This is a genomic window from Pseudovibrio sp. Ad13 (assembly GCF_001623225.1).
In the GTDB taxonomy this organism is placed as follows: domain Bacteria; phylum Pseudomonadota; class Alphaproteobacteria; order Rhizobiales; family Stappiaceae; genus Pseudovibrio.
In genome coordinates, this window is record NZ_LMCC01000019.1 from 38349 (window position 1) to 52816 (window position 14468).

At 50.2% G+C, this 14468-nt stretch carries 12 protein-coding genes; 8 read left to right on the forward strand and 4 right to left on the reverse strand.

Annotated features, from left to right (window positions below; translation table 11 throughout):
* Positions 1–268 precede the first annotated feature (268 nt).
* The 3 genes from PsAD13_RS23635 (at position 269) to PsAD13_RS23645 (ending at position 2044) form a co-directional block, all read left to right on the forward strand.
* Positions 269–646 carry a VOC family protein gene (locus tag PsAD13_RS23635; RefSeq protein WP_063319650.1) on the forward strand — a complete coding sequence of 126 codons (378 nt, stop codon included), beginning with the start codon at positions 269–271 and terminating at the stop codon, positions 644–646.
* A gap of 126 nt (positions 647–772) precedes the next feature.
* Entirely contained in the window at positions 773–1558 is a 786-nt protein-coding gene (locus tag PsAD13_RS23640) for a helix-turn-helix domain-containing protein (RefSeq protein WP_063319651.1), read from the forward strand.
* A gap of 30 nt (positions 1559–1588) precedes the next feature.
* Complete coding sequence (locus PsAD13_RS23645) at positions 1589–2044, forward strand: PaaI family thioesterase (protein ID WP_063319652.1); 456 nt, start codon at positions 1589–1591, stop codon at positions 2042–2044.
* Positions 2045–2098: 54 nt separating this feature from the next.
* On the opposite strand, the gene PsAD13_RS23650 is transcribed toward PsAD13_RS23645, so the two are convergent.
* From PsAD13_RS23650 to PsAD13_RS23660, 3 genes are all read right to left on the reverse strand, one after another.
* On the reverse strand, positions 2099–2710 hold the full coding sequence (locus PsAD13_RS23650; RefSeq protein WP_063319653.1) for a hypothetical protein: 612 nt from the start codon (positions 2708–2710) through the stop codon (positions 2099–2101).
* A 36-nt stretch (positions 2711–2746) separates the two neighbouring features.
* Complete coding sequence (locus PsAD13_RS23655; protein WP_084404804.1) at positions 2747–3373, reverse strand: hypothetical protein; 627 nt, start codon at positions 3371–3373, stop codon at positions 2747–2749.
* A gap of 168 nt (positions 3374–3541) precedes the next feature.
* The gene (locus PsAD13_RS23660) at positions 3542–5389 is read right to left on the reverse strand and encodes a M3 family oligoendopeptidase (protein WP_063319654.1); all 1848 of its coding nucleotides are present in this window, start codon (positions 5387–5389) and stop codon (positions 3542–3544) included.
* A gap of 228 nt (positions 5390–5617) precedes the next feature.
* Between PsAD13_RS23660 and PsAD13_RS23665 the strand changes: the two genes are divergently transcribed.
* The 3 genes from PsAD13_RS23665 (at position 5618) to PsAD13_RS23675 (ending at position 11048) form a co-directional block, all read left to right on the forward strand.
* Positions 5618–7174: a sigma-54 dependent transcriptional regulator gene (locus PsAD13_RS23665; protein WP_063319655.1), complete on the forward strand. Its 1557-nt coding sequence runs from the start codon at positions 5618–5620 to the stop codon at positions 7172–7174.
* Between the two features lie 286 nt (positions 7175–7460).
* A complete protein-coding gene (locus PsAD13_RS23670; protein ID WP_208980564.1) occupies positions 7461–9113 on the forward strand; it encodes a L,D-transpeptidase family protein in 1653 nt (550 codons plus the stop codon).
* 243 nt (positions 9114–9356) lie between these two features.
* Positions 9357–11048 (forward strand): DUF882 domain-containing protein, encoded by a 1692-nt coding sequence (locus tag PsAD13_RS23675; RefSeq protein ID WP_063302797.1) that lies wholly within the window; start codon positions 9357–9359, stop codon positions 11046–11048.
* Positions 11049–11286: 238 nt separating this feature from the next.
* Here the strand turns inward: PsAD13_RS23675 and PsAD13_RS23680 are convergent, their stop codons facing one another.
* Positions 11287–11553 (reverse strand): DUF2312 domain-containing protein, encoded by a 267-nt coding sequence (locus PsAD13_RS23680; RefSeq protein ID WP_057462047.1) that lies wholly within the window; start codon positions 11551–11553, stop codon positions 11287–11289.
* Positions 11554–12555: 1002 nt separating this feature from the next.
* On the opposite strand from PsAD13_RS23680, the gene PsAD13_RS23685 reads away from it, so the two are divergent.
* Together PsAD13_RS23685 and pyk are read left to right on the forward strand one after the other, a co-directional pair.
* A complete protein-coding gene (locus PsAD13_RS23685) occupies positions 12556–13041 on the forward strand; it encodes a DUF1036 domain-containing protein (RefSeq protein WP_208860363.1) in 486 nt (161 codons plus the stop codon).
* A complete protein-coding gene (pyk, locus tag PsAD13_RS23690; RefSeq protein ID WP_057462049.1) occupies positions 13038–14468 on the forward strand; it encodes a pyruvate kinase in 1431 nt (476 codons plus the stop codon). The genes PsAD13_RS23685 and pyk overlap by 4 nt, the downstream gene beginning before the upstream one ends.

The following is a 14468-nucleotide window of genomic DNA, read 5'->3' on the forward strand; positions in this document are numbered from 1 at the left end:
CCAGAAAGCTCCAGCAATGCCGAAAAAACGCGTTTTTTAGAGAATTCAACGTTGCTATGCGCACTATGAATATTTCTTCATCACCCGAAAAAAGAACCTGCAATTTTCAGTCAACTTGTCTGCAACGAAACACAATCAAATCCAGAATGGAAATCCCGCTTGGGTGGCATCTGTTGCATACTAATTTATGACCAACTTGAGCTCTGCAAAACATTCCTTATGCTGAGCATCTAAGACGTTTCAAAGTGGTTCTTGAGGGGGAAGTCACATGCAACTGGGTGCATTTTCAATCAGCCTGACGGTTAAAGACATTAAAGCGTCAATCTCGTTCTATCAAAAGCTCGGCTTCGCATGCGATCCCAGTTGTGATGGTACAGATGGCTGGGCGATCATGAAAAATGGCGAGACAATCATCGGGCTGTTTCAGGGAATGTTTGAAAAGAACATGCTCACCTTCAATCCAGGATGGGATCAGGAAGCACAAGCTCTCGATGAGTTCCTCGATGTGAGGGAGCTCCAAAAGCGCTTGAAAGCTGATGGCATTGAAGTTCACGGACAAGAAGCAGACGAGACCACATCTGGTCCAGCAAGCTTTACTGTGATTGATCCGGATGGAAACCCTATCCTGATAGACCAACACCGTTAGTGGGCAAAGGGTCAGCAGCAAACAAGAGAGCCAGCAAAGTCATATTATAACTCCGACAAACGTTGAGCTTCAGTAAGCTACTCAGTTCCCTCTACACTCCTCTCAATAATCCAGTGAGGTTTGTGAGTGACTGTGCCTTCAAGTGAATTAGCCAATACCAAAGCCTGTTACCTGGAGTTCAACACCCCGAACAGGCAAACGCATTTCATTGAAAGTGCATTCTACCTCCGCGACGATGGAACGCTCTCGGCCCAAAGCAAGGGCAACTTCGCCTCCCCCTATGCTTCGTTGCGGTTCGAACATTACGCAGACTATTCAGACACCCCACTCAAGCCGAAATACACACCTCCTAAACTGACAGCTTCACCTAAGAAACATCCGGTAATCGGCACCATATGGGGGATGAGGTTTAAGCACTTGCCACCCAAAACCATTCAGCATCCATCATACCGTATGCAAGAGCAAATCGCAGCCGTTCTCCAGCAACATACTCTGGCTCGGTTAAGTATCGAGGGCATCCATCAAACCCTTATCGAAATATGCGACCTCTTGATCTCGCCCGTACCCGATAACAGTTTGCCACAATATGCTGATGATCAGCCTGACAAGAGGTCAGAACGAACAGCGCGCCGTCATTTCAAAGCGCATATGGGTCTATCCCCCAAGCCGTTCGCGGGGCTCAATCGGTTTCACGAGGCTCTCTCTGATATTACCAGAACCAACACCTCACTCACTGATATTGCCTACGATCACAAGTTTGCTGATCAGGCTCATCTCAGTCGGGATTTCCGCGAAAAGACCGGCCATACACCAGCCCAGTTCCGACAAACCTGGCGCAAGACTGAAACTGTCCGTTTCCTTCAAGACTATAAGAGCCATCCCGCACTAAGACTTGGCATAGTTGCCACCTAACAGATTCAGATAGACATTTTCGGAGATAATATGAGTGAGTTTACGCCTCGATTTTCAGGCTACGAGAAGAAAGTACGAGACAGCTTTGCCCGCCAGCCAGCCATGGCCTCATTGGGTATTGAAATCGCCAATGTAGAACCCGGTATCGTCGAGCTGACCATGCCGTACAACAAGGATTTTACCCAGCAACACGGCTTCCTCCACGCTGGTATCGTCACCACAGCCCTCGACAGCGCAGCCGGCTACGCAGCTTTCTCTCTGATGGGCGAAGACGCTGCTGTACTTACTATCGAACTCAAAACCAACCTGATGAACCCAGCTGCGGGAGACCATTTCATCTTCAGAGCAAAAGTAGAAAAACCAGGCCGCACAATCACCTTCGTCAACGCCACGGCCTATGCAATTAAGGACGGCAGTGAAAAGAAAGTCGCCACCCTATCAGGCACCATGATGTCCGTCCGCGGCAGAACCGACGTTCAACAGTAGATCAGTGAGGCGAGAGCGGGCTGATCTCGCCGAGCAGGCTCCTGATGCTCTGAGTTATTTATTCACGCGCAAAACAAGTGAAGGTGCCATGCTTCCCTGCGCACCTGAAACAAAGCTGACTCCAGCGACATCAAATAGTTGCTTTCCATCGGAGGCTGTCTCTAACTCATTAATCCAGCTGGTTCGATTGACGCCTCCGGAAATCCTTACGCTCTTTGAGAAAGAACCCGCATCTCTTTTATAACCATCAAAGACATAGCTTTTAATTTTATCGTCAAAAAACCTGACGGAGCCGTACTTCATACTTGTAGCAAAATAACATGTCGGAGAAGCCTCAGTTGCATCTGCTGACTTATATTCTCCAAGAACAAGCACACTGTCGCCATTTCGAGAGCGATACGCTTTCGTAGTCTTACGATTAAAATTCCGGCTCTCAGCGATCGAAACCAATGGGAGATCACCACCTGAAGAGGAAATCACCTTCCAGCCTTTGGCCTTAAGGTATCTTTCTCGTTCTTTCGCATTCGAAGAAATACATGCTTTTTCAAAAAGCCCCCATATTTGCAAGTCAGATTCTGAAGCCGCGATATCAGATTGGAGTCCACCTCCACACGCACTTAAAACCACAGTGACAATTAATGCTCCAAAACTTCTCACTATCGACATGAGGTTCTCCGCTCTCAAAATACCAATGCGGCTACTTCACTTGACCTGACAAGTCGTTTCGGAACCTTTCCAGAACCCATGACTTATCGTGTCGCATTTGACGGGCACTTTCTGCGCAACCCCTACTTTCAACACATCAGCCTTTTTGCCAAATGCTTGTCGCATGCCTGCCTCAACTGTTTTTTTCAGACCTGCTGCACTATGTCGGTTCTCCCATCCAAAAGGGATCACGGTTACTGTGCCCGGTGCAAAGTCACCCACATATGTCGCATCTTCCAGCCTTAGTACGCGTTTTCGTTGCCCATACGCATTCCCAGAGCTTCCATAAACAAATGCGTATTTTCCAGAGCGGGTATTCTGTGAATTGATGATTAAAAAATGCTCATTTTTGTACTTAAAGACAACTCGAGGACTGCCGAAAAAACTGACGAATAATTTGCTATTATTGCTGTTTTTGTCGCTCTGACAATCTTCAAACCGACCTTCAGTGTCTACTTTACAAAACACAGCTGACTTATCTAGCTCCACGCTGCCAAAGCGCCACACAATATAGTTCTTATTTGGATCAATCGGAAAACCATCTAACTGCCATTGAAAGCTGGAGAAGGTGCCACAAGCTCCTACAAGAAGCGTAAGGATAATCATTCCAAACCATTTGCGCATATTCCGCCCCTGACATCATCAGTATGGCTTCACTGTAAATGCAAATGCTGTTAGCTAGTGCCTATGATTTCTGATGGAAAAGATCACTTAGCTTGGGAAAACGTCCTTATCCCCCCAAAAAAAGGCGAGAGCCAAAGCCCCCGCCTCCTAATTCAAACTAGATAGACCTTACGCCTTATCCATCTCTTCCAGCTCATCAATAAAGCGCTCGATCACGGCAAGGCCTTTCTGCCAGAAGGCAGGGTCGGTTGCGTCCAGACCGAATGGCGCCAGCAGTTCACTGTGGTGCTTGGTGCCGCCCGCTTTCAGCAGATCGAAATACTTCTGCTGGAAGCCATCCTCAGCTTCTTCGTAAACCGCATAGAGCGAGTTCACGAGGCAATCACCGAAGGCATAGGCGTAAACATAGAACGGCGAATGGATGAAATGCGGAATGTAGGTCCAGAAGTTCTCATAGCCGCCTTCTAGGTCAATCGCCTCACCGAGGCTTTCTTCCTGAACACCCATCCAGATCGCAGATATCTGCTCAGCGGTCAGCTCGCCTTCCTTACGCAGCTCATGCACCTGACGTTCAAAGGTATAGAATGCAATCTGACGCACAACCGTGTTCAGCATGTCTTCCACTTTGGCAGCCAGCATGATCTGACGTTTTTCAGGTGTCTCAGCCTTTGCAAGCAGGTCCTTGAAGGTCAGCATCTCACCAAATACTGAAGCGGTCTCAGCCAGTGTCAGCGGGGTCGGCGCCATCAGCGCACCATTTGGCGCTGCAAGAACCTGATGAACACCATGTCCAAGCTCATGCGCCAGTGTCATCACATCGCGGATTTTGCCCTGATAGTTGATCAGCACAAACGGGTGTGCGCTTGGCACGGTTGGGTGAGAAAACGCACCTGGTGACTTCCCCGGACGGGATGCAGCATCAATCCAGTTTTTATCGAAGAACTGCCCTGCAATTTCGGAAAGTTCTGGTGAGAATTTCGCATAAGCATCCAGAACGGTGCCTTTTGCTTCATCCCATGGAATATCGCGCGTGTCAGCCTGCGGCAGCGGCGCGTTACGATCCCAAAAATTCATTTTCTCAACGCCAAGCCACTTGGCTTTCATCGCATAATAACGGTGCGACAAACGCGGATAAGCAGCGCGGACTGCATCAACCAGCGCATCAACAACTTCACGCTCAACACGGTTGGCAAGGTGGCGGCTGTCAGCAATATCATCAAAGTTATGCCAGCGGTCGTAAGTATCTTTATCTTTCGCCAGCGTGTTCATGATCAGCGTAAAGATGCTCAGATTTTTGCCGAACGTTTTCGCAAGCGCTCCAGCAGCCTTCTTGCGCATGTCCCCATCAGGTCCTTGCAGCAAGTTCAAGGTCTGCTCAATGGAAAGCTCGTCACCATCAATCTCATAACGAGAACCAGAAATTGTCTCATCAAACAACCGGTTCCAGGCGGCAGCACCGGTCACGTGCTTCTCATGAAACAGCTGCTCAATTTCCTCACTGCGCTCATGCGGGCGTTCTTTGCGCAGGTCTTCCAGCCAGGGGCGATAATACGCCAGCTTTTCAGAGTTCAGCGCTTTTTCCAGAACCTCGTCTTCAATCTTGTTCATCTCAAGCGAGAAGAACAGCATATGAAGGCTCGCAGTCGTCAGTTTTTCCTGCACATCGCCATAAAATTTCTGACGAGCTGGATCTGTTGTGATGCTGGTGTAAGCCAGACCGGCAAAAGAGCCGATACGCCCCATCAGATCTTCAAGTTCCTCATAACGACGCACAATTTCGGCGAGCTCATCGCCAGAACGTGTTGCAATTTCAGCAAGCTTGCCTTTGCAGTCTGCTTCAAACTGCTCTGCCAGTTCTTTCGCACGCGCCATATCCTGATCAATCGCAGGATCATCAATAGAGCTGTAAAAAACTGAAAGGTCCCACTCCGGCAGTTCACCAAGGGCAGAGCCTGCCGTGGCTGCATCAGCGCTTTGATAGGTGATGGAAAATGGAGTGACGTGCTTGAGTGTCATATGAGCGTCCGATTATGGGATGGCATTGCGCCAGAAAAGAAACCTGAGGTCTGCAAAACAAGTTCTGCAGTACACTGTTTTAATATGCGTCCAATCCTTACACATGCAATGGCGTCTTTTAACAAGATCCCCAAAATGAAGTGGGCAATTTGTTTACCAAATTAGGTGCAGGATGACCTGAATTGGCACACTATGCATTACTGCCCAATCGATTTGAAGGGATTTCCCATGGCACAGCGCATTTTGATCGTAGATGACGATCCGGTCCAACGACGCTTGCTGGAAGAAGCCGTAAAGCGGTTTGGGTACCGTTCTAAAAGCTGTGTCGATGGTCGCGAAGCGCTGGAAATCCTTACAGGAAGCGCCCAATCAGAAATCGATCTGGTCATCCTTGATCTGATGATGCCAGAAGTGGATGGCTTTCAGGTTCTGAAAGAAACCCGCGACGCTAAGAATGCAGTCCCTGTCATTGTTCAAACAGCCAACGGCAGCATTGAAACTGTCATCGAAGCTATGCGCGCTGGTGCACAGGATTTCGTTGTAAAACCAAGCCGCCCTGAGCGCTTGCAAGTGTCCATCACCAACCTTCTCAAAGTTGCGACGCTGGAAGGTGAACTCACCCGCATCCGCAAGCACACAGAAGGCACCCTCACCTTCGACAATATCGTCACGCGGTCTGAGCCGATGGATCGTGTCCTACGACTGGGCGAAAGAGCTGCCTCCTCCAACATTCCGATCCTCATTGAAGGCGAGTCTGGAGTTGGTAAAGAGCTGATTGCGCGCGCTATTCAAGGTTCCAGCGAGCGCCGGTCCAAGCCGTTTGTCACCGTAAACTGCGGCGCTATTCCAGATCATCTGGTGGAATCCATTCTCTTCGGTCACGAGAAAGGTGCATTCACCGGCGCTGTCGATAAACACATGGGCAAGTTTCAGGAAGCCAGCGGCGGGACCCTCTTCTTAGACGAAGTCGGCGAGCTCCCACTGGAAGTACAGGTAAAACTCCTGCGAGCGCTGCAAGAAGGGGAAGTTGACCCAGTTGGCGCACGCAAACCGATAAAAGTAGATTTCCGCCTGATCTCAGCGACAAACCGACGTCTGATCGATCAGGTAAAAGAAGGTAAGTTCCGGGAAGATCTGTATTATCGCCTCAACGTCTTCCCAATTTGGATCCCTCCCCTACGAGATCGTAGTGAGGATATTCCTGAGCTTACCCGTCATTTCCTTGCGCGTTTTGCTGCAGAAGAAAGCAAGCCTCAAGTCACGGGCATCACATCTAACACGGTCAATATGCTTAAGAGTTATGACTGGCCTGGCAACATTCGCCAACTTGAAAACGCAGTATTCCGCGCCGTTGTCCTGTGCGATGGTCCAAGCCTGACATGCGATGACTTCCCGCAAATAGCTCAAGCGACTGATACGCCAATGAGTTACGCGGCAGCACCGCCTGCCGGAAACAAAGAACCGCAAGCTGACGTCTATTCTTCATCCCTAAGTGTAGCGAGTAAATGGGAGGAACAGCAGGACGAACGATTTCTTCAGGTCGAGGCCGTTTCAGCCTTCGACGCGGAGCAACCTCCCTTTGGATATATGCGATCACTCGATGGCGAGGGCCACGTGCGTACGCTCATCAGTGTTGAAGAGGAAATGATCCGGACAGCAATCTCCCATTACGGAGGCCGCATGACCGAGGTTGCCAAGCGTTTGGGCATCGGGCGCTCAACGCTTTATCGCAAGCTGAAGGAATATGGTCTGGAAGAAACTCCGGAAAGCAAAACTGCGCACTAAAGCTTAGTTTGCAGGATGGTTGGAAGCGAATGAGTAAGCCTCGCGCAAGCCACAGGCACGCGTGCATCTCAATAAATCGATAAAGCATAGCGACTAACAAAAAACCGTGGGTTTAAGTTCATATCACTGATCCTTGAATTTAAAACATCACGCTGTCGTGCTATCTCAAAACGCATTAGTGTATATGCGTAATAAATATAAGTTTGGGCAAAACAACACTCTTAATTTTTGAGGCACTCTTCTTGTGCCTATAAAGATCAAAGAGTTATCAGGTGGGTAGTCATAAATGTTTGGTAGAACGAGCACATCAGCATTGCTCGCAGGGGCAGTTATTGCGCTTTCGTCAACTATGTATTCTGCGCAAGCCGCAATTCCTGACAATTTTGACGAGCAGCTCGAGCAAGTAAACCTCGCTCAGTCAAATCCTGTTGCGCAGGAAATTCAGCAGGCGCTTAGCAAAAAACACCGCCGCCAGAACTTCCATGCAAAACGCGAAGCAGCTGCCGCAAAACTGTTCTACGAAAACAGAAGCTTCCAGCCCGCCTGGATCCTGAAAGGCAAGCTCTCCACCAGTGCTTTGTCCGTTATGGAAACTCTGCAATCAGCCGATAAAGAAGGCCTGCACGCCGCCGACTACCCGGTGCCAGCAGCAGGCTTCAATGCAGATGGCAAAGCAACCCCAGAGCAAATCGCGGAAGCAGAACTTGAGCTGACCCACTCGATCCTCAAATACGCAGAGGATGCCCAGGCTGGCCGCGTCAGCCCCTATGCGATTTCCGAGGACATTACCCTTCGTCCGGAAAGGCCAGACCCGATTGAAGCGCTGACATCCATAGCGCACTCGGTTGCTCCGGCAAAAACTCTTGCGGCCTTCAACCCTCCGCATCCAGAATACAAAGCGCTGAAAAAGCAGCTTGCCGAACTAAGAGAACACACTGAAAATGGCAGCCTTGAAAAGCAAGTTGTCATTCCAGCCGGCAAAGTCCTGAAAGTTGGAGTAAAAAGCTCCCGCGTTGCCGTTCTTCGCGAACGCCTGAGTGTTCCGACAGTTGAATCTCAAATGAACGTCTATACGCAGGATCTGGCTTATGCCGTTGAAGCCTTCCAGGCTGCAAACGGCTTGCATCCAGATGGCGCGGTTGGCCCACGCACACTGCTTGCCCTCAATGGGCGCGTTAGCGGTGACCCAATCAATGACGTTATTGCAAACATGGAACGCTGGCGCTGGATGCCGCGCGAGCTGGGCGAAACCCATCTGCGCGTGAATATTCCAGAGTTCATGGTTCGTTTGAACATGGATGGCTTTGTTCTTTATGAAACCCGCGTCGTTGTTGGAAAACGCTCCAACAAAACACCGGTCTTTTCAGACAAGATGCAGCATGTGATCGTAAATCCATACTGGAACGTCCCATACTCCATCGCATCAAAAGAGCTTTTGCCGGAACTGCGCGCAAGCAACCCACAAAGCTACCTGCAAAAGGGCAACTACGAGATCGTGTATGGCGGCAAGATCGTTGATCCTCGCCGTGTGAACTGGGATGCCGTGACCTTCAAGCAGATCCGCATCCGTCAGCGTCCGGGACGCGGCAACGCGCTAGGCAAAATCAAGTTCATGTTCCCGAACAAGCACAACGTGTACTTGCACGACACACCGTCCAAATCGCTGTTCAACCGGTCTGAGCGCGCCTTCTCACACGGCTGTGTCCGCGTGCAGAACCCGTTTGAGTTTGCTGACGCCTTGATGGCCACGCAAAACACGATGACAGGTAATTACATCCGCTCACTTGTCGGCAAGAAGCAGACCCAGGTGAATTTGCAAAGGGATATCCCGGTGCATATCTCCTACTTCACCGCATTTGTGGATGAAGCTGGAAAGCTGCAAAGACGTCCGGATATCTACGGGCATAACCAGGCGACGATCGACGCTCTGAATCTTTAAAATTGTCACTATCCACATGTATCCACAGTAATATGACGACTTATGCGTGCGGATTCGCGCGCATTTGTCGCATGTAAATAGCGGATTCTGGCAAAAAACTTGGATTGTTGCCGTGAAGTCACTAGTTCGCGTTAATTGTAACTAAAGTAAAGGCTCATTAACCTTGTCCGCACTAGATAAAGAGGTGGGGCTCTGGGGTAAGGTTTTAGCCGATAACGCGAAAGCGAGATTCAATTGCGTGACATGATTGCATTCGGGCGCTCGGACTTTGGTAAACGTCTGCCTGGCATTTCAGTGCTGGTCGCAGCGGTTCTTTGTGCGTTCTTCCTCACCTCAATTGCTTCGGCCAGTGCGAGCACACGCACGCTCAAGCTGTACTTCACCCACACGAAAGAGCGGGCGGAAATCACCTTCAAGCGGAATGGCCGCTATGACAAAGAAGGCCTTCGCAAGCTCAACAATTTCCTTCGGGATTGGCGCCAAAAAGAGCCAACGAAAATGGATCCTGAACTGTTTGACCTCATCTGGGAAGTTTACCAGAAAGCAGGCACAAGCAAGTACATCCATGTTGTCTCCGCTTATCGGTCGCCTAAAACCAACAATATGCTCCGTAAGCGCTCCAGCGGTGTGGCTAAAAACAGCCAGCACACCAGAGGCCGCGCAATGGACTTCTTCATTCCCGGTGTAAGCACAGCCAAACTACGTGCGCTTGGTTTGCGTCAGCATGTTGGCGGCGTTGGCTACTACCCGCGCTCAAACACGCCGTTTGTTCACATGGACACCGGCTCTGTACGCCATTGGCCACGCATGAGTCGCTCTCAACTGGCAAAGGTATTTCCAAAGGGTGACACCATTCATGTCCCTTCCGATGGAAAACCAATGGCGCGTTACAAGCAGACACTTGCTGCTGTAAAACGGAAAGATTCAGGCCGCTCAACCAGCGTTGCCAGTCGTTCCACGTCATCGTCAAAAGCAAGTGCCCGGGCAAGCTCGCCCAACAGTGGCGGAAGCTTCTTCTCCCGCCTGTTCAGCAATTCAGGCAGTAACGAAGAAAGCAAACCGGCACCAACTCCGGCAACAAAAGCACCAAAAGTGCGTGAGCCAGATCCAAGCCGCCGGGTAGAAACCGAGTTCAACGCTATTCCGCAGCCTAAAGTGGCATTGCTAGCAACTCAGCCAGCAGCAAGCCCGGTTCCAGAAGCAGCTTCTCCTGCTGTTTTGGCTTCAGCAACACCATATGCAAAGCCACAGGATGAGAGTGAGGTTGCGCCTGCACCAACGGAGCAGAATCTCAATCTGTTTGCCTCCGCTCGTCCGCGCATAAAACCGCAACAAATCCTTCAGGTCGCCGCTTTGCCGGCGGCCACCCCTGCAGCTCAAAAGCGGGCTCAAGTCATTCCACCAAAAGTGGAAACACCAAAGGATGGCATTGCAGCGATCATTGCAGCAACTGGCGAGCAAACACCTGACAGCCTGCGTCCTCTTGTAGGCGCACAGCTTGCCTACGCCTCTCCTGCCGCAACTGCAGATCTACCAAAGAGCAAGTTCAACAAAAAAACTGCGCTCTCCGCACAGGCACTCTTCGCAGAGCAGCGTCTGCCAGATTTGATGCCGAAATCACAACCAGCTCAACAGACTGTTGTGACAAAGGCCCCGGTCTACGGATCACCGTTGGTAGGTTTCCATTCAGCTCCAGAGCCAAACGCAGTGCTGATGCTTGATCCTACATGGACAGCAAGAAACCGTCGTACCATCACCATGCAGCATCCAGACCAGAACCAACTGGCAGTTCTGATGAGCCCTGTAACAACGGTTTTAAAGGACGCTCTGACCCAAACGCCATATCGCTCAATTCGCAAACGGATCAACCGCGGATCAGCAATCGCATGGCTGGACTCAATCTACACAGGCGAGATGAAAGTCTCCTCCAGATAGGCATCACGTTGTAATGAATGCTCGGCAGCGCGGCATCTAAATGCCGTGAAAGCATTCCCCTGCCCTCAGCTAGCTCAGCCTATATCAGCAAAGCCAATCAGCACTGCCCGCTCGGGCACCTCTCACCACTCCAAAACCACGAAAAAAGGCCCCTCACCGCAGTAAGGAGCCTCTTTCAGAATTCGTGCTAAGAAGCAGCTCGCGCATACACACGCGCTGCTCTCACCAGTTGGAGCGCTTATGCGTCTTCCATTACTGGGCCAGCCATGCCGAGCGCATGCAGGTAAAGATCGAGGATTGCCTCTTCTTCTTCACGCTCATGCGGCTTACGCTTACGCAAAGAAACGATTTTGCGCATCACCTTCACGTCAAAGCCGTTACCCTTAGATTCCGCGTAAACATCCTTGATGTCATCCGCGATAACTTTTTTCTCTTCTTCAAGACGTTCAATACGTTCAATAAATGCGCGCAGCTGATCTGCTGCTACACCACCGGCATCTGACATATGAAATCCACCTTACGTTCGTGCGAAACACCATTAACCTTGTTGTCTTGCTGCCAGAACTGAGCACACGGGTCAACCGCTCACGACCTCTTTTCAGCAACCTTTACAGGTTCTGGGGGATGAACTGAATTTCAATGGGAATATAAAACAGTTGCCTCAATTGCCGCACAATCTATTGGCACTCACCTGACGGAAATTCACCTTAGCATTGTGGCCTGTTTTCTCTATCTGACATTCATTGTCAGGTAGCCCCTACAGGTTGCCATAAAAATAAGTGCCGCTACGTACGCATTGATACCGCAGTCAAAACATACTCACAATTGTCCAAAGATAAATCTGCGCGACAAATTCGCCAGCTAAATATATCAGCGAACCAGCCTGCTAACTAAAAGTCTTCACTCGGAAATTTAAGATAACAAATTCGAGATTTCCATTCAGCGGAACATTTGCCTCAATCAAAACCCGACAAAGTGTCGCAGCATCAAGAAACAACTTTCGGCTCCGCTACGTAATACGAGTTTTGCTAATCTCCTGATGCTCATTATTGAGCGGTCCAAACCGGACAATTGTCCGAAATGATGTTTATCTCTTTGTCTTATCTTTCAAAAAATCACAGCCAAAAAAGGGAGGAACTGTGGGAGGTAACACTGTTTTTTGGCTTTTCGCTTGATTCCATGTAGAACTCAGGCCAATAAAGATATTCAGATTCCTAGAGGTAAGGTCCGACTTTTGGATCATATTTCAAATGTTGACGGGGGTCGTCCACACTCATCCAGAGTAAGGGTGGCGCAACCAAAGCATGACATGTCGGGTTTAAGCCAATTCATCATCCTGCCGTTTTTGCATGGTCAATGGTGAGCTGGGGCAACGTTCTTTACTCAGAACAACCTGTATTACCCTTTAGTCGTGCTCGAAATCACGTCGGCCATGGGCTGAACCACGTTGACAAGGGCATCAACTGAACGCATTAAACTGCCGTTTGTAGCTGTACATATGACTGTTATGAGAACATCCAGAAACGACTTCGCATCTGCTGTAATAAACCGTTTTCGGAAAAATTCACTGGCTCTTGCCTGTGTTGCTTTTGGAGTTCTGAGCTTTCAGCAGATCCCCTCTGCTAAAGCGGACTTTCGTGCATGCAATAAGACCGAAAGCACAGTTAACATCGCAATAGGCTACCGCGATGGCGCCGATTGGATCACCGAAGGATGGTGGACCATCGACAAAAACACCTGCGACACACTGGTGTCCGGGGACTTGGCGTCACGCTACTATTACTTGTACGCAGTACAAACGGATCAAAATGGCGAATGGGATGGCAAGGCGTATATGTGTGTACGTCAAAAAAAGTTCACCATTCGCGGTATAGAAGACTGTGTCGCTCGCGGTTATGAGCGAACAGGTTTCTTTGAAATAGATACAGGCGAGCAAAGCAGCTGGACGGTCCAGCTGACGGAGCCGGTAGAGCAAGGAACAGGTGGACGATGAAGCGTAATAGACGGGTCAAAATTCTAGCAACTCTCGGCCCGGCGTCTTCCGAAAAAGAAGCAATCAAAAAGCTATGGCTTGCAGGTGCAGATGTTTTCCGCATCAACATGAGCCATTCCTCCCACGAAGTTCTCAACAATTTGGTTGGTCGCATCCGCGAAGTAGAAGCAGAAGTAGGCCGTCCAATCGGCATTCTCGCTGACTTACAGGGTCCTAAACTGCGCGTTGGCACTTTCGCAGATGACGCAAAGCCAGTTCTAGAAAATGGCGCAACCTTTGTTGTAGACGCAAACGACGCTCCAGGTGACGCATCCCGCGTATACCTCCCACACCCAGAAATTCTTGGCAGCCTCGAAGTTGGCCACCGCCTTCTTGTAGATGATGGCAAAGTTTGCCTGCGTGTAACTGAAGCGTCTCCACAGCGCTGCGTGACCACTGTTGAAGTGGGCGGTAAGATCTCCAACCGTAAAGGCGTTTCTGTTCCAGATACAGAGATCCCTGTTGGTGCATTGACCGAAAAAGACCGCGCAGATCTTCTTGCAGCTCTCGATGCAAAAGTTGACTGGGTCGCACTGTCCTTCGTACAGCGCCCAGAAGACCTCATCGAAGTTCGCAACACCACTCAGGGCCGCGTTGGCGTTCTGGCAAAAATCGAGAAGCCTCAGGCAATTGATCGTCTCTCTGAGATCATCGAGCTGTCCGATGCAATCATGGTTGCCCGTGGTGATCTTGGCGTTGAAATGCCACTTGAGCAGGTTCCAGGCCTTCAGAAGCGTATGATCCGCGCATGCCGCAAAGCTGGTAAGCCAGTTGTTGTTGCAACGCAGATGCTTGAAAGCATGATCACGTCTCCTGTGCCAACCCGCGCAGAAGTTTCTGACGTGGCAAATGCAGTGTTTGAAGGTGCGGACGCAGTGATGCTTTCCGCTGAATCAGCTGCAGGTGACTTCCCGACGGAAGCCGTTACAACCATGGACAAAATCGCCGTGGAAGTTGAGCAGGACGAAAACTACCGTTCCATCATCCACGCTCAACGTACAGAACCAGAAGCAACCGGCGCTGACGCAATCACTGCTGCAGCTCACCAGGTCGCTGAAACTCTGGATCTGGCAGCGATTATTTCCTACACCGCATCTGGTGGTACAGCACTGCGCGCATCCCGCGAGCGTCCTGCAACACCAATCATTGCGTTCTCTCCTGAAATCTCCACAGTTCGCCGCCTGACCATCGGTTGGGGTCTGCACTGTGTTGCCAATCAGGATGCTGCGACTGAGGAAGACCTCATCGACCGCGCATGCTGCCTTGCAAACACCGAAGGTTTTGCAAAGCCAGGTCAGCGCGTTTTGGTTTCCGCTGGTGTTCCATTCGGCACCCCGGGTTCCACAAACATGCTGCGTATCGCATTCGTGGGTTCCAAAGACGCTTAA